This window comes from Tenacibaculum sp. SG-28, assembly GCF_002954385.1.
Classification (GTDB): domain Bacteria; phylum Bacteroidota; class Bacteroidia; order Flavobacteriales; family Flavobacteriaceae; genus Polaribacter.
On the sequence record NZ_MQVY01000004.1, the window covers coordinates 1 to 17,418 of the forward strand.

The 17,418-nt window shown below is 29.4% G+C and carries 19 protein-coding genes; all 19 read left to right on the forward strand.

The window, feature by feature from the left end:
- Window positions 1–234: hypothetical protein (locus BSU00_RS12935; protein WP_158254415.1), on the forward strand; the 234-nt coding region annotated here is incomplete at its 5' end.
- A gap of 62 nt (window positions 235–296) precedes the next feature.
- The gene (locus BSU00_RS09865; RefSeq protein ID WP_105004239.1) at window positions 297–1,121 is read left to right on the forward strand and encodes a hypothetical protein; all 825 of its coding nucleotides are present in this window, start codon (window positions 297–299) and stop codon (window positions 1,119–1,121) included.
- A complete protein-coding gene (locus BSU00_RS09870) occupies window positions 1,049–2,359 on the forward strand; it encodes a hypothetical protein (protein WP_105004240.1) in 1,311 nt (436 codons plus the stop codon). Before BSU00_RS09865 ends, BSU00_RS09870 begins: the two co-directional genes overlap by 73 nt.
- Before the next feature lie 182 nt (window positions 2,360–2,541).
- Window positions 2,542–3,396, forward strand: a complete 855-nt coding sequence (locus tag BSU00_RS09875; RefSeq protein WP_105004241.1) for a hypothetical protein — start codon at window positions 2,542–2,544, stop codon at window positions 3,394–3,396.
- Window positions 3,397–3,615: 219 nt separating this feature from the next.
- Window positions 3,616–4,311: a CPBP family intramembrane glutamic endopeptidase gene (locus BSU00_RS09880; RefSeq protein ID WP_105004242.1), complete on the forward strand. Its 696-nt coding sequence runs from the start codon at window positions 3,616–3,618 to the stop codon at window positions 4,309–4,311.
- 135 nt (window positions 4,312–4,446) lie between these two features.
- A complete protein-coding gene (locus BSU00_RS09885) occupies window positions 4,447–5,022 on the forward strand; it encodes a hypothetical protein (protein WP_105004243.1) in 576 nt (191 codons plus the stop codon).
- Window positions 5,023–5,859: 837 nt separating this feature from the next.
- Window positions 5,860–6,465 carry a hypothetical protein gene (locus tag BSU00_RS09890; RefSeq protein ID WP_105004244.1) on the forward strand — a complete coding sequence of 202 codons (606 nt, stop codon included), beginning with the start codon at window positions 5,860–5,862 and terminating at the stop codon, window positions 6,463–6,465.
- A 201-nt stretch (window positions 6,466–6,666) separates the two neighbouring features.
- A complete protein-coding gene (locus BSU00_RS09895) occupies window positions 6,667–7,440 on the forward strand; it encodes a CPBP family intramembrane glutamic endopeptidase (protein WP_105004245.1) in 774 nt (257 codons plus the stop codon).
- A 187-nt stretch (window positions 7,441–7,627) separates the two neighbouring features.
- Window positions 7,628–8,770 carry a serine hydrolase gene (locus BSU00_RS09900; protein WP_105004246.1) on the forward strand — a complete coding sequence of 381 codons (1,143 nt, stop codon included), beginning with the start codon at window positions 7,628–7,630 and terminating at the stop codon, window positions 8,768–8,770.
- A gap of 214 nt (window positions 8,771–8,984) precedes the next feature.
- Window positions 8,985–10,028 (forward strand): serine hydrolase, encoded by a 1,044-nt coding sequence (locus tag BSU00_RS09905; RefSeq protein WP_105004247.1) that lies wholly within the window; start codon window positions 8,985–8,987, stop codon window positions 10,026–10,028.
- 569 nt (window positions 10,029–10,597) lie between these two features.
- Complete coding sequence (locus tag BSU00_RS09910) at window positions 10,598–11,809, forward strand: TlpA disulfide reductase family protein (protein ID WP_158254416.1); 1,212 nt, start codon at window positions 10,598–10,600, stop codon at window positions 11,807–11,809.
- A gap of 147 nt (window positions 11,810–11,956) precedes the next feature.
- Window positions 11,957–12,343, forward strand: a complete 387-nt coding sequence (locus BSU00_RS09915) for a hypothetical protein (RefSeq protein WP_105004249.1) — start codon at window positions 11,957–11,959, stop codon at window positions 12,341–12,343.
- A 231-nt stretch (window positions 12,344–12,574) separates the two neighbouring features.
- A complete protein-coding gene (locus tag BSU00_RS09920) occupies window positions 12,575–12,943 on the forward strand; it encodes a hypothetical protein (protein ID WP_105004250.1) in 369 nt (122 codons plus the stop codon).
- A 195-nt stretch (window positions 12,944–13,138) separates the two neighbouring features.
- Window positions 13,139–14,461, forward strand: a complete 1,323-nt coding sequence (locus BSU00_RS09925; RefSeq protein WP_105004251.1) for a serine hydrolase — start codon at window positions 13,139–13,141, stop codon at window positions 14,459–14,461.
- Window positions 14,462–14,549: 88 nt separating this feature from the next.
- Entirely contained in the window at window positions 14,550–15,335 is a 786-nt protein-coding gene (locus tag BSU00_RS09930) for an FkbM family methyltransferase (RefSeq protein WP_105004252.1), read from the forward strand.
- Window positions 15,336–15,408: 73 nt separating this feature from the next.
- Complete coding sequence (locus BSU00_RS09935; protein WP_105004253.1) at window positions 15,409–15,840, forward strand: hypothetical protein; 432 nt, start codon at window positions 15,409–15,411, stop codon at window positions 15,838–15,840.
- Window positions 15,824–16,609, forward strand: coding sequence for a tetratricopeptide repeat protein (locus tag BSU00_RS09940; protein WP_105004254.1), 786 nt, complete (start codon window positions 15,824–15,826; stop codon window positions 16,607–16,609). The genes BSU00_RS09935 and BSU00_RS09940 overlap by 17 nt, the downstream gene beginning before the upstream one ends.
- A gap of 74 nt (window positions 16,610–16,683) precedes the next feature.
- Window positions 16,684–16,818 carry a hypothetical protein gene (locus tag BSU00_RS13720; RefSeq protein ID WP_255402330.1) on the forward strand — a complete coding sequence of 45 codons (135 nt, stop codon included), beginning with the start codon at window positions 16,684–16,686 and terminating at the stop codon, window positions 16,816–16,818.
- Window positions 16,819–16,938: 120 nt separating this feature from the next.
- Window positions 16,939–17,190, forward strand: coding sequence for a hypothetical protein (locus BSU00_RS09945; protein ID WP_105004255.1), 252 nt, complete (start codon window positions 16,939–16,941; stop codon window positions 17,188–17,190).
- Window positions 17,191–17,418 lie beyond the last annotated feature (228 nt).

The following is a 17,418-nucleotide window of genomic DNA, read 5'->3' on the forward strand; positions in this document are numbered from 1 at the left end:
AATATTAATGGAGATGAAAATGGATTTAATGGAAATTTAACTCCATCTGTTGTAAAATATCAAACCGTAACAAAGGAAACTGAGGAGAATATGGCTAGTTTTGATTCTTATAGTTGTAGGTGGGATATTTATGGTAAAATCAAAAATGAAGGAAATGTAATTATTGTAGGAAAAGCAGTACCTATGAATTGTTCCGAGTCAAATATTATGGAATTTACTTTAGAAAAAAAATAACTATTGCCAACACCACCTAAACTGCATTAAAACGCAGCTTAGCCAAAACGTTGTACACAATTATGACAAAATCAATCTACATATTACTATCATTACTAATTTCAGGAAATATTTTCTGTCAAAATTCAATAATTAGCGAAAGTGATATTCCAGAACTTGATTCCATTATAAATTACTTGGAAGTGAATTATAGTCAAAGTGAAACACCTAATTTTTATTCTCTTCCACAAGCATTAGCTACCTATTTTGAAATAATAACAAAAGAACCAAAAAATTTTCTGTCTGAATTAAAGAAATCAGAGAATATTAAACAATTACAAAATAAATTTAAAGGGTTACAGGTTGACAAAGATTTATTAATTATAAAAAACGCATATTTAAATTATAAAAAGGAAAAGAAACTACAGATAAAGTCATTTGAAATTGGTAAAAGTCAAAGACACATTATTGATAGCCAAAATTATGAGATTGAAATCTTTTCAAATAAAAAACAAAATAGTAGAATATATTTCTCTTCTTACCAAGAAAAATGGAGTAAACATAAAGAGTCAACTATAATAAAAGGTTTCTACTTAAATCAAGAATTCAAATCAGTCGCTATTCCAAAAAAACTTTCAGATTGGATAAACTATACAGACTTAATAGTAAAGCCAGAAACATCTATTTTTTATGATAATGACGACAAGTCAAATGAATTTAAACCATATCAAAGAACTATTATTGACTCATTAGTAAATTACTATGAACTAAAAACCGAAAAACCACCTTATAGAAAAGAACAAGATTATATAACTCGTAGATACGAATTAAACGAATGGCAATCAAAAAAAGAGAAATTTGCAGACAGCTTTATACCAATGATAGTAATTTTAAAAACCTTTTATTAGAAGCTTTAGATTACGCAGAAAAAAACAAAGTCTCAAATGGGGATTTAGAGGATTTTACCGCACAATTAATTTCCAAAAAAAGAGCTTTGGAATTAATGAGACAAAATAGACAAGTTGGAACTTGTAGTTTTGATAACGGACCAATAGTGCAACAAAAAAGGATTGCTAGTTTGGCTTCCAAAACTCAAAATTGGAATGTTTTTGTAAAGTCATTCTTAAACATAATGAATGATAATGTTTCTAGAAATGCTAATAGCAATATTGCTTCAAATGCAAGAAAAACATATATAGAAGAACTTGCGAAACTGGATATAGATATTGATAAAATATTATTGGGTTCTAACATAAGAATTGATGATACAACCCGTACCCACTATTTTTCAGATGGTAGCAAAATCGCAAAAGCATATGCTAACTTAAATTCTGACAAACAAGAATATTTTGAGAATAAAACTTTCGAAATAATTAAAGATGAAGGAATTGATGCTTTTAACAAGCTACATTTTTATAATACACTCAAAAACTATCAATACTTTATAAAAGATAGTATCAAAAAAACAGAGTTGGAAAAAGATATTCAGAATCTAGTCCCATTCCTTCCAAAAGAATTAAAATCTCGAATTGAAAACCCAAACAAACAACTTTACGATTTGCTTTATCGTGAAAAAAAAGAGCTAGATAATTTTGATGTTAAATCATCAATTATAGCACACATTGGCTCTTACAGTTTTGATGGCGATTGCTGGCAAGCTGAACTTATTGACAAAAAATCTGACGGAAAGATTATTTACGACTTGACAATGGCAATTGGAGAAGAAATAACGCCACTTCAAAATTTTATTGACAAAAAAAGCGAATTGAAATCTCGTGTTGAGGAACATTCATTCTTACAAAAAGTCATCAACGATAATAAAGAAAATAAGGTTTACATAAAATTCACAACCGACAAGTCATTTGTTAATCACAGAAACAGAGTGACCGAAGATATGCCAAAGGAATTAGTAGACGAATTAGACTTTGAAAATGCAATTTCTCTATATGTGTCATTTCCGAAAAGAAAATATGTACGCTTTGTTTTATTGAATAATCGAAACTTATTGATGTTAGGAATACCTAAAGACTTTGAGTTACCAGGTTATAAATTCGAAGACTTAATGACGAAAGAAGAAAAATCATTTCTATCAACATCATATAATAGCTTTAAAATATTTGATGAGAATGGAAAAATGTTGAATTAATAAAATAATTGTGTACAACAATGGCTATAAGTAATTGCTTGGGAGTGGTAAGTGCCAATCGGAATATTCTCCGAATATTCATCACTCTGTGCATTTTTGCTATCTTTAAAACCTTAAGTAACTACTCATAGCCGAACCGTTGTAGGCAATTTGAGAAACAAAAAAACGTTTAGAAATAAATTATGACAAATAAAATTTCATTTTTCAGTATCTTTTTTTTGGGCTTATTGCTGACATCGTCTTGCAAAAAAGATGACACACCTGTTGGACCAATTGATACAGGTAACGACCCAAATTTCACCATAGTCGCTCATTCAGACGATGGATTTTCAAGTTTTAACCGAAAAGTAGTTGTTTTTGGAATAGATATTTATGCAGTCGCAGCAGTAGAAGATGCCAAACTCTTACACGCTGCTAATGTAATGGCACAGTATCTTGATAATGATGAAGACGGAACTGTAGATGACCAATTAGTATTGGATAAAATGCTTGAGAAAAGAGCATTTATCGTAATGTGGAAAAACGAAAACGACCTAAACAATATCGAACCACCAAGTGGTAGAGAAGGACAAGATTTAGGAAATGATGAAACACATCCAAACTTTGTTTCCAATGGAAGAACGGGTGAATTTGACGCTTCATTGGAAGAGGTACTTCATATCATTAACAATGCAGGACACTCAGCAGCTTACCCAAGTGCCTTTGGACAGAATGTTGGTTCAGATTTAGCAAATGCTATGGATATTGCAAGAGGCGGGCAGTTTATGACAATCCCTAATTCTTATCCAGCCAATGCTTGGTATACCTATGACGACCAAACCTGTGACTACGCAAGTTGTCAAACTATTGAATATTTGTATTGGGCGATAACCTCAATGTTGGGAGCACAGGAAAACAGACTAAATGAAATTGATAATGAATGGAGATTAAACACAAGGCAAAAAATTGAGGATACAGATACGGCAATATTTTCATTATTAACAAATCCTAATTATAAAATGCCAACTATTTTGCCAGACGGAACTTATAGGCATTAAAAGAAAACTACCTACAACACTGTGTAAAATTAATTGCTATTGCAGATCTTATTACCTAAAATCTTGCCTGCTTTTATATTCGGTTTGCTTTTGCTAAATTCGATTCTTAAATCACGCAGCTAACATTACACAAACCGTTGGCGTGCATTTGAAAAAAATTATAGATAAATGTAACTTAATACAACATCCTATAGTCCTACTATAGATTAAACGAATGGAATGAATACAGCACTAACTTCCGAACAAATAAACTATAAAGGATTTCTTTTTGACATTATGCTTTACATAGCTGTAATGTTTTTGATAAGGGAAGTTTATTTTTCTCAACTACCTTTTATTGCAAATGGATTAATGTGGTCATTCTCGACTTTGATAATTGCCTTGTGGAGAATGAATGCTCGAAATATAACGTGGAAAGGTTTAGGGTTACGAAAACCAGAAAATCTATTAATAACCTCATTGGTAACTATTGGAATATTAATAGCTATTCCAATATTAATTATTGTTTTTCAGCAGATTCAAAACTTATTACCTATCAATTTATCGCCAGATACTTCCTCGCAAGATGCAGTTTCTAAATTTGGAGATTTAAAGGAAAATTGGATTCACTTTTTTACAATTATTCCATTTATATTGCTTCAATCGGCATTAGAAGAACTGTTAGATAGAGGCTTTTTAATCAATTGGTTTGAACGATTATTTTCTAAAACCTCGTTTGCTACTTCTATTGCCGTTCTTTTGCAAGCAATTATTTTTGGATTTAGACACTCTTACGATATATCAGAAAGGTCAATTACAGTAGGAATTATAGGTTTAGTAATGGGAATAGCATATGTGAAATTTGGAAGGAATTTATGGCCTTTAATTATTGCACATTGTATACTTAATACTATGTCTATGGTTGGGAAAGTATAATTAAATAAAAAACTAACTTAAGATGTATAACCGCAATTACGGCGGATTCGACAGACTATAAAACACCAAATATGGTATACAAATTAACAGCCTAAATCAATTTTTAACCTGTAGCCATATTTCAGGACTAGACATTTGAAAAAAAGCATAGAGCATATAAAACACATTAGGAATAACAGCAAAGACTGTTCATTCTATATCTGCAATATATTTAGAATTGAAAACGGAAAAATTGAATTTAATGATATATTTAAATTTGACTTACTTAATGAGAAATACTTCAATACTGAAAAAAAATTAAAAGAAATGGGAGAAAGTTGGAAATCTTTTATCCAAAATGAAAGAAAAGAAACTGAACCTAAATCTGAAATAATTGAATCTTATGGTCCAATTATTAAATCTAAAATAAATTCAAATGATTTTGAAAAATTAAATTATGAAGAATATGAATTGAAAATGAAATCTATATTTCAAAGTTGGCGGAAATCCGGAGACGGATTTGAAGATGAATTGGAAAAATTTCACGTTAAATCAATTAACGATTTACAAAATTTCAACCTTGAAAAACGAGATTACTATTTTTTGAATTATATGTTAATTCATGATAACAAAAAACATGAATTGAATTTTATATATTCATATTTTTTTAAAGTTATTGGAATAGACTATGAATCAAACACTTTTATTAAATTGAATTATGGAAATGAGTAAAAACTACTGGCAACACCGTATAAACTTTATTGCTGGTATTAGCTCACTTAGGAAATTCCTCCGTAAATTCACCGTTAGTGTTTTATTTACTAAATTATTTGCTTAAACAAACCAACAAAGCTTATACACAAAACGTTGGCATTCATAGCTCACTCAAACTCTGAAAGTGAAAAATGGAAAATAAAAAAATAATATGTTGAAAAAAGGATTAGGAATTATTTTTTTAATAACAGCGTTCTATTTAGGAACATATTCTCTTTATAAACTTTTCATCAATCCACATTTATGGTTAACAATTAAAAAACTTTTTAGCGGATATTTTGGAACATATACTATAGTTTTGATAGTGTTTAACGGAGGATATTTTTATATAATTTTCTTATTATTCAAATACGGTCTTAAATGGTCAAATTTATTACAAACACTTAAATTAGAAAAAAAACGAATTATATATTGAATTTAATTTACTCCAAAATTACTGACTTAATCTGAATTTAAAATATGTGAATATAGTAAAACTCTGAATTTAAAAAGTTTGCGGAATTGAGCAAAATGTGAAAAATCTGAATTGCGGAATTTACTCAAGCTCTGAATTAAATTCTTGGCTGATTAATCACTCAAAAACTGAATTTTAAAAAAATGGAAAGAAAATAAAACGGAATTATAAACTGGAAAAAACTACGAAATGCCAACACCGTATAAACTTTATTGCTAGTTATAGTTCGCTTGGGAAATTCCTTCGGAATTTCACCGTTCGTGTTTTATTTAGTAAGTTCAATGTTTAAATAACGCAACAAAGCTTTTACAACAACGTTGGCATTCATTAAAGAAATAATCATGATAAAAAGTAAAATAGTACTGATAGCTCTAAGTTGTATTTTGATTAATTGTAAAACGAAAGAAGAAGATTACAAGGATAAAGACAAATTATGTCAGCTAATCTTACAAAGTTACGAGGATGACCAAAAATACAGACAAATGTTAGATGATCCTTTTTTTGAAATCCTAGATTCTATTATAACAGCAGAAGGTCTTTCCAATAAAAAATACGCTGCTTTTCCTGAAGAAAAACAATTAGCATATGGGAGAATTGCACGATCCATTGCTAATAAACGTGAAAGGAATTTTACGGAAAAGCAAGAGGATTCGCTAATGCAATTGCAAAAATTATTAGATATAGAAAATACAGAATTCTTAATTGATATAATAAAAAAAAGAGGATTTCCAAGTGACCTAACTAATTGTGTAGGACCCCAATTTCCAGCGATGACTTTAAGACATGCTCCAGAACAGTATTGGGAAGAAATAGAGCCCTTAATTACTAAAGAATACAAAGCAGGAAGAATGGACGAAGGTCAATTTAAAATGGTCTTAAATCACATTAATGGGCGCGAAGATTTTAAACTTACAAAAGAAAAAGTAAACAAGCTAAGTAGTCAATAATACTCTGAAGGATCAAAATAACGAAATGCCAACAAAGTTAATAAAGAGTTCATAGCTAATTAGTTGCTTAATCTAAAATTTGCTACTTTTAATACTTGGCCAATTTTATGCTTAACTTTGTTCTCAATGCTGAAAAAAGTTCAAGCAACCATTTTACTAGAATTTACGTCTAATATAGAGAGATCATAAGTAAACCGAAAAATGAATAAAAACAAATTCTGGAATCAACTCGTAATATTCGTAATTTCATTATTAGCAATAGTAACAGTGAGAGAATATTTTTCTTACCAACTAATTGAAAAGGGTATTGACTCATATCAAATTCATACATTTTTAAGTATTGGGGCAAATCTATTTTTAATCTTACTCTCCTATTTTTTAATTAAGAAAAATGGACTAACAAAAATTGCTGGATTAAAAGGGACAAAACTAGAAAAAGTGCATCTATTAATATTTCCACTGTTTTTTTTGGTTTTACTAAACGTCTTTTTAATGGACGATATAAATACTGATTTTCTAATTCCCAATATTTTAGTTCTTATAATTTTTTCTATTTCAATCGGGTTTGCAGAAGAATTGAGTATTCGAGGATTTTTGCAATCACACCTAATACACCATTTTGGAAAAACAAAAAATAATATCATTTTATCAGTATTAGCTTCTGCATTATTTTTTGGAGTATTACACTTATTGAATTTTGACAAAGGTATATATGGTGAATTGTCGCAAGTTTGTTTTGCAACGTTTGTCGGTATAATGTTCGGATTTTTGTTAGTAATCACTAAAAGAATTTACCCGCTAATTATTATTCATGCAATAGTTGACTTTGTTGCTAAACTTGATGCAGCAGGAATACCGATTAAAGAAAAAATAAGACAATCTATGTCGGTCGAAAATAGTGTATATATCGTATTACTTGCCATACCATGTTTGATTTATGGAGTTTTCTTGATGAAAAGTTACAAACTGACTTAACAAATCGAGATGCACTGAGTACAACACCATATAAATTTTTTTTATTAGCGTAAAATTTACTAAAATCTTCAGGCCTTTTCTATTTGGTCCTTATTTATTACATGAAATTTGTAAAGCAAACAACTAATATTACGCAAACTGTAGCGCAATTTAAAAATCATACCAAAAATCAATAAAAAAGAAAAATATGATATTGCTAAAAAGACTGAAAAGAGGTGTGTCACTCGTATTTGCGTTACTACTATTTATTAGTTGTAATACGCAAGAAAAAAATGAAAATGAAAATGAAAAACAAACAAAAAACAAAATCATTGCGGATTTCAGTAAACTACTGAAAAGTGATGTTCAAGACGATAATATAGATGGAAGTTTATCACTCGTTATCGTTTGTAAAGATACCGTATTAGTATCTGAATTTTACGGGAATGCAGATGCAAAGACTATTTATCGAATTGGTTCCATTTCAAAATCATTTGCTGGATTTTTAATGCTGCAACTTCAGCAAGAGGGTAAACTCGATGTTAATGACCCTGTTGAAAAATATCTGCCAGAAATTAGGTTTTTAAAGGGTTATAATAAATATACGCCAATTACGCTAAAACAATTGGCCACTCATACTGCAGGACTGGATAGAGAATCAAGAAGTAGCGATAAAAATGTACGCTTCGGAAAAATTAGTGAATGGGAAAATAATCTTATCAAAGCAATTCCAGAAACTTCATTTCGTTCAAAACCTGGGGAGAGATTTAGATATTCTAATATTGGATTTGCAATTTTAGGATTAACGCTTTCAAGAATAGCCGACAAACCATATATTGATTTAGTGCAAGATAAAATTTTTAAACCTTTAGAAATGAAGAATACGTTTTTTAAAGTTCCGGAAGGTCAAAAAGAAAATCTGGCAACAGGAATGGCTGGAGGACCCACTGCCGAACTTAACTATGAGAGACCGAAGCGTGAACACGATGAAGTTGGATACCGAATACCTAATGGAGGGATATACGCGACATCAAGTGATATGGCTAAATTTATGAGAGCTTGTATGGGATATACAACCCTCTTAAATAATAATAGTATTGAAATCTTACAAACAACACAAACACCAACAAATAGATTAAGATCTAATTACAGTTTTGGTTTTAGTTTATATTCAGACCAAGGAATAAACACTGTTGGGCATGGGGGATCTAACGCAGGATATTCCGCACATTTTGAGTATGAAAAAGATAGTAAATATGGTGTGATAATTATGAGAAATTACAATTTTGGTAATACGAACTTAGATTTGAGATCAAATTCATTACTCCGAAAATTAAGTCTTACAGAATAAAAACATGCGTTACCCTAATATGATGTTTATGCCTTTTATTTGGTTGGTTCGCCACATACACAAATCATCGTAACTAATTTGAAAAACCGGAACAGTTCTTGATGCTTTTTTTTAATTCAAAATCAAAATACTATGAATAAAAAAAATATTTCCAATTGTGCTACTGATTAGTGTATCTGTTCTTTTCAGCTTAAAAAAAGCTAAAAATTATCCTATGGATGATAGCCTATCTGAAAAAATGGATGAAATTCTTAAAAATCATATTGAAGAAGATGATTATCAAGGAGCTGTTCTTGTCGCAAAAGATGGGAAGATACTTTTTAACAAAGCATATGGTTTTGCAAATAGAGAAAATAAAATAAAAAATACTACGAAAACTCAATTCTTAATTGGTTCTCTAACAAAATCTTTCGTAGCAGTCTCTGTATTGCAATTAGTAGAAGATGGGTTGTTAGATTTAAACGAACCAATTCGAACCTATATTCCTGAACTCAAAGAAGACCTAGGAAAAGATTTAACACTTCATATTCTTCTAAAACATCAATCTGGTTTTGCGCCTCATTTAGAGAGAATTACCAACTTCGAGGACAAAGATGTATGTTCTCAGGAAATCATTGAAATCATAAATACTTCTTCGCTTTTATTTAAGCCTACAACTAAATATCAGTATTCTAATCTAAATTATACACTATCTGCAATAGCCATCGAGAAGGTTACAGGTAAATCATATGCCCAAGTTCTTCAAGAAAGATCCTTCACGCCACTAGAAATGAATCATTCTGGAGTTGAAAGAAAACATAACAAACCTAAGAACCGAGCAAAAGGCTATCGAAAAACAAGCTTTGGAATTACAAATGATGAAAATATTGTCTCTTACGCATTAGGTTCTGGAGATATATTCTCCACTGTTGAAGATTTATATAAGTGGGACCAAGCCTTGTATACTAATACTTTATTATCTGATAAAAGTATCGCTCTACTTTTTGATGGAGAAAATTCTAAATTAGGGAATTACAGTTATGGTTTTCGTATTACAGAATATCAAAGAGGAAAAGGTAATCGTAATGGTACTTTAATGCGGCACGGAGGAACTATGGATGGATTTATGTCTAATCTACATAGGTATTCTGACGATAATTTAACGGTGATCATATTGGGTAACATGAGAACTTTTCCAATACGAAAAATGACACGTGAATTAAAAGAGATAGTATTGGATTTAAAACCTGAAGATCGATTGAATTCGAAACTTGAATAATAAAATTGCATACCAAATCTTACATAATTTATGGTTTTTACTTGCCTACTTAAGAGAGTTCTCTCGTATTTTTTATTCAATTTATTTTTTCTAAATTAGATTGGTAAACCGCGCAGGAAAGTATAGATAAACCGTTATGCAACGTTTTAAAAAACAAGGAATGGATATTAATATAATGAAATAGAAAAAAGGTGATTGCAATTAAAGATGGTCTAAAAAAACCATTATTTAGCTTTGAAATTTTTAATGATATTAAAATTATTGACACTTAAATTTGACATATAATATCGCAACAAATCGTATACAAAAACGCTAAAATCAAGATTATGAAAAACTTTCTACTTATACTATCATTTATTTCTCTTTTTAGTTGTCATCAAAAAAAAACCGAGGAAAATAGTACTAAAATTGCAGTCCTCAAAAAAAAGAAAAGTGAAAAGAGAAACGAAGTCTATATTAGCGTATATGACACCATAAGCTCTTTTTTTACAAATCTTTGGTTAAACGAAATGCAGGCTATGCCTGATATGGTATATCTCGGACAAAAAGAAGCTAGAACCTCCATAACCGTGCCAACAGAAAATTCAATTGGTATTAAAGGAGGTGACTTAAAAAACATGATATTTTATAGCTTAAAACTAGAAAAAGGAGATAGTCTTTTAATAAATACGAGAAATTTATCTGTTAACAAATCGAAAAAAGCTAAATATCCAATTTTCAATATTCCGAACAGTACTAGAACTTGGAGTGAAATAAACTGGGATTATATTTTATACAAAAAAAATATTCGTACCGCAGCAATAGTAATTGATGAATCAGATTATATTAGAGGTAGTACCTTAGATTGGGAAAAAATTTATTTCAATTCTATTACACTATTAGATAGTCTAAAAGCCGTTAATAGCATTTCAAATGAATTCTACCATACTAAAAAAATTAACCAAAAACTGGGGTTTGCAAACTATACATTAAGAGTAGCTAAAAATCAAAATACAGAATTAGATATTGATAGTTTAGATATTACAATAAATGACGAAGAATTATTACGTAATGAAACCTATATACTCTTTTTAAAAAACCTTGTTCGATATAAATATTTTAGAAAAAATAAAAGAGTTAAGCCTTCCATTAAATTTGATTTTATTAATGAGGAAGAAACGTTTTTAAGTGATGCTTCAAAACAGTTTTTATTGAATGCATATCTGAGGGAAATATATACGAAAGAAAAATTTAAATTTGAAAAATACGCAATAAAGTTTAACGATATAACTAACAATGATTCGTTAAGAAACAAATGGTCATTATTTATTGCTGAGTATAAAGTGAATCGAGAAAAGTTAAATGCAAGTAACAGAACTATTGGGATTTTAACCAATCTGGTTAATGATAATCAATTGAAGTTCGAAGACGTACTTTCAAAAAATAAAGGTAAAATTGTCTTGGTGGATTTTTGGGCAAGTTGGTGTCTACCTTGCCGACAAGAACTACCTCTTTTAAAAAACTTAAAATCAAAGTTTAGCGAGAAGGACCTTCAAGTTATAGAAATATCAATTGACAAAGAATACGCTTCTTGGGTTAGCGCTTCAAAATTAGAAAATCTTTCCAATGAAGAAGATAGTTACATCATTACAAATTGGGAAAAATCCAGTCTTTATAAAAACTATAACATCAAAACTATTCCAAGATATTTACTTTTTGGCCGAGATGGCAAAATCATTGATGCAAATGCACCAAGACCAAGTCAAATAGAACTGACAGAACTAATAAAGGGCAGCATATAACAAAATATAAAATAGAAGTTTTGGTGTGTAAACAAAAGATAAACAGTGAAATTTAAAAATGAGACTTGTGAATAAACCGAAAATAATTTTTTAATTTATATACTGCGATATTTATACAAAATGATGTAAAACATTGGACCAAATATTATGGGAATTGAAAATACAGAACTATTACTAAATAAGTTTGATTATAAATTTGAAAAGAAAAATAATAAAATAATAGTCAAATTGGATTTTGCTCAGAGAATAATAATTGACTTTTCTGATCCAAAAAAAATAAAAATAACGGACAGACTAGTCGGCTGGAATTTCTTGACAGGACTTATCGAAATGAGTTTAAAAAGTGCTACTCTTATCAATTTTATTGCTGTTTTAATTACGACCTTTTTATTGGTGTACTTTGACATAAAATACAGCGAACTGAATTTTATGTTCTTCTTTTTAGTAGCGATATTTTGGGAACTTTTTTGGACAATATTTTACCTAGTCAAAATGGAAAATATGAAAGGGATCTTAACAAGTTGGAATGGATAATATAACGCTTTTAAAAAATTCTTTTAGAAAACCGTTTAAAAATTGCTAATGTAAAGTTTATGAACTAAAATTTGCCTTCTTTTTTGCTTGGTTTCTATTTTCTAAATTCGACTTTAAAATTAAGCAACCAATCTTGCACAAAACTATTAGATGTAATTTGTGAAAAATTGTAACAAAAAGAAGCAATAAGATACAAATAGAAAAACTATTTCTAATTAATAAAAATAAATAATGAAAAATTTAATTTTAGTTTTGCTAAGTATTACAACTTTAAGTTGTGTAAAAACCGAGGCGGGTAAAACCACTTATTCAACAAGTTCTGAAAAAGCATTTTTAATAATCACTGAAAACACAACAAAAGACGAGCTTATCAAAATAGCAGCTGAATTTAAACTTTTGAGAAACATTGATATTGATTTTTCTGAAACCACATTTTATAAAAACGGTAAAGTGAAAAACTTGAATTTAGAAGTTGATTGCAATGATGGTTATAAAGGTTTTGCAAAAAATTTCGGTACTACTTTCAGTATAAATAATTGTGGTTTTGAAAGAGACTACAACGAGGATGCTGAAATTCCATGGAGTATTGGTTCTCTGTAAAAAAAAAACTGCTTCATCAACCTAGAACTATATAATAACCTAGCTTTGTGATTGTGTTTAATAGGGTTAAACAAACTCTAAACATATTGCAAATGTTAATTTCCAAATTGAGTTATTCTCAAAATAGTGTGGAATTTGATATTTTTATGAGACCATTTGGAAATATTTAGACCTTAGAAATAAAGAAATAACAAAATGATTAAAACAATCTTAATAATCTTTTTGACCTTTTCAATAAGTCAAATCGGAAGTGCTCAAAGTAGCTTTGACAACACTAAGTTAGACAACTATTTCAATGCTCTCGAACAAAACAATAAGTTTATGGGAAGTGTTGCAGTATCCAATAACGGAGAGGTTATATACACAAAATCAGTTGGATTTGCAGATGTCGAAAACAATGTTAAAGCTACCGATATCTCTAAATATAGGATTGGCTCAATTTCTAAAACATTTACTGCAGTTTTAATACTAAAAGCAGTTGAGGAAAAAAAAATAAACCTAAGCCAAACTATTGACAAATGGTTTCCGACATTTAAAAATTCCAAAAAGATAACCATAGAACATTTGCTAAGACACAGAAGTGGTATACATAACTTCACCAACGATAAAGATTACCTGACTTGGAACACAACACCAAAGACAGAAGAAAAAATGGTTGAAATTATTGCAAAAGGAGGAAGTGACTTCAACCCCAATAGTAAAGCAGAATACAGCAACTCAAATTTTGTGTTATTAACCTATATTCTTGAAAAAATATATGGAAATCCCTACCCTACCATACTCGAAAAATATATTTCGAACCCAATTGGGTTGTCAAACACATATGTTTTTGGCAAAATCAATACGAATAATAATGAATCTAAATCATACAGATTTGCAGGGACTTGGAAAGTAGAGCCTGAAACCGATTTTACTGTTCCATTAGGTGCAGGTGCGATAATTTCTACTTCAATTGACTTGACAAAATTTTCAGATGCTTTATTTGACGGTAAACTTTTGAAAAGTGAAAGTCTTAAAATGATGAAAACCATTAAAGATGGTTTCGGAATTGGTTTATTTGAAATTCCTTTCTACAGAAGTGTTGGTTTCGGACACACAGGCGGAATAGATGGTTTTAGTTCAGTTTATTCACATTTTCCAGACGACAATATTTCATATGCTTTGGTTTCTAACGGAACTAATATGAATAATAATGATATTTCTATTGCAGTTTTAAGTGCGGTTTACGATAGGCCATACGATATTCCTGTTTTCACAACATACAACGTAACTTCTGAAGACTTAGACAAGTATTTAGGGGTGTATTCTTCAAAACAAATTGCGTTGAAAATTACAATAACTAAAGACGGAAATACCTTAATTGCACAAGGTACAGGACAGCCAGCATTTCCTCTTGATGCAACCGGCAAAGATAAATTTAAGTTTGATCAAGCAGGTGCAAAATTTGAATTTAGCACATCAAACAAGAAGATGCTATTATATCAAGGAGGTGGACGAATTGAATTTACGAGAGAATAAAAAAACAGCACCCATCCTCGGGTATAGTTTATGTCATTTAGAATACGCGACATGCATTATACGTTTGACGTAATTAAAATTAGAGAATTTGAGAATATTTAGAATAGGAATACGAATTGGAAGTTATATTAAAAAATTCGGGTTAAATAAAGGATTTAAAATATATTATAATATTAAAACTAAAACATCAGGAATAATATCTATCTCTTTAAATAACATTGAACACTCCTTTAAAATTAGAAGTAAAACTAGTGATATTCCAATTTTTCAACAGGTATTTTTTAATGGAGAATATAATATTCCACTAGATTTTGAACCAAAAAATATTATTGATGCTGGAGCCAATATAGGTTTGGCAGCAATATTTTTCTCGAATAAGTATCCCAATGCTAAAATCATTTCTATTGAACCCGAAGCCTCTAATTTTCTTTTATTAGAGGAAAACACCAAACATTATGACAATATTACCCCTTTAAATAAAGCATTATCTAACATAAGTAATCAAGAATTATATGTTGTTGACAGAGGGTATGGAAATTCAGGATTTATGACTGAGTCTATTGAAAAATCTGGTAATAAAGATTCCGAATCTTCTGTTAAAGCAGTAACTGTAGATGATATCATGCATCAATATAACTATGAATTTATTGATATTATTAAAATTGATATTGAAGGATATGAAAAAGAATTGTTTGAGAACAATACAGATAATTGGTTAAAGAATACCAAATGTCTTATAATAGAATTACATGATAGGATGAAAAACGGGTGTTCTTCAAGTTTCTTTAGTGCAATTAGTAAACATGATTTTTCATTTATGCATCAAGGTGAAAACTTAGTTTTCATAAATAATAAAAAGTTACCTAGAAGATAAAATAAATTCTACTAAATTAGGGTTTATTCAAAGCTTTGTATAAGTTTATTAAACGTAAATTACAATCCAACCAATGAAACAAAATCTTGTCCTATCAATATTATTTTTATCATTCTCCATTCAATCTTTTTCACAAGAAAACAATGATTGTGATGAACCTATTTTTCCATATTTTGCAAGTGGAATTAACAGTCGAGTTGAAGGTGAAAATCCCGCTGTAAGGAAAGCTTTTGAGAAAATCCAACGTTCCGAAACCGGAATTAAACCACAAAATGGCTTTATAACATTGAGATTAAATATCACTAAAACAGGAAAACTTTGTAATGTCGAGACATTCCAAATCGATCAAAATTATAAAAGCACTGAATTTAATAATGGTATGTTAATCAAGGAATTACAAGAAATTGCAATTGAACTTACAGACTGGAAGCGAGATAAAGGCTATAAAACATACAACCTAATTAGACTCAAAATAAAAAACGGACGAATTGAAGAAATTTTTTAAATATTTATTTATTGGATTAGGCTCCATAATTCTTACAGTAATCATATTTTTTAGTATTTGGTGGAAAACAAAATCCGATAAAGAAAAATCAAGATTAATGGTAGAATCTCGACAGTATGAAAAAGCCATTGAATATGATCGGGAAAATAGCGATGCATGGATGGAACGTTCGGTTGCTTTTAATAAAGCAGGAGATTTTGAGAAAGGTTTTGAATATCTAAATAAAGCTGTTGAAATTGATCCAAAATTACATTTAGGTTATAGAGGATGGATAAGGTTAAGAAAAATGCGAGACTTTGATAAAGCTCTTGAAGATTTTAATCGATTTGACAGTTTAACACCAAATTTCGTAGATGCCCCTTGGGGAGAAGATATCGATTTTTTAAGAGGTGAGTGCTATTTTGGAAAAGAAGAATACAAAAAGGCCATTCAATCTTTCAATTTAAATGTAAAATACAATAAAGAAAATTTGGTAGATATTCATACGTTTATATATCTTGGATTATGCGAATATGAAACAGGTAATTATGAAAAAGCAATCACCGAATTTCAGCGAGCTTTAAAACAATCTGAATATACTCCTGAGGCTTATTTTGGCATCGCTAAATCTTATTATAAACTCGAGAAATTTGAAAAGGCTAAAGAGAATATTATAAAAGCGTTACAGAATATTGAATATAAGAGGGAGGATTCGTATAATGAATTTTTGAATGAAATTTACCTTTCTGAAATATTAGAATTTAAAAATAAAATTATAATACTTAACTAATCACAACAACAGCTATACTTTATCGAAAAGAAGTTAAGCTAAACCGTTAACAGTTAAAAACTAAAAATAAAAAAATGATTAATAAACTAACGGAAAAAGAAAAACTGAAAATAGTTTTATTTGTAGTAACATATATTGTTGCTTCAGCGATATTTTCGGATTGGGAAAAATTTAAAGCCGGATTATTTGGACTAAGTCCAAATTTTTAATCTAATATTATATATATAACAGAATTTTTGGCTCTTTTGATATGCTATCGTGGCTATCGGAATTTAAAATTTTGTCAATTAAAAAGTTTAATACGTTTACTCAAATACCAAATGTAAAATATGAAAAATTTATTCTTTTACTACTTAACAATCTTATCACCTATTGTAGCACTAATATGGCTAAGTAGAACAGACTTAGTGAATCCAACACTATTTGTATTACTGTTATTTTTTTATGCTTTAATATTCAGAACTTATGTAGACGGAAAAAGACTATCAGATAAAAATATAATCCCAAAAAAAGATATTTGGAAAATGATAATTCCTGGAAAACGGTTTGCGTATTTTAAAGAATTATACTTTGAAAAATAGCACAAAAAGTAACTAACAACTAAATGAAAACAACGAGATGGTGAAATCTAAATTTACTGATATGAGTTGACTTTTTCAAAAACCAGGTTACAATTATCATAGCAGTTTCGAATGATTCGATTACATTCGAATCTACACGAAATTATAAGCTTTGGTGTTTAATCGGAAATCAGTATATGCACACCCATGAAATACGGTTATACAAGCCCGTTATAAATTTAAAAATAA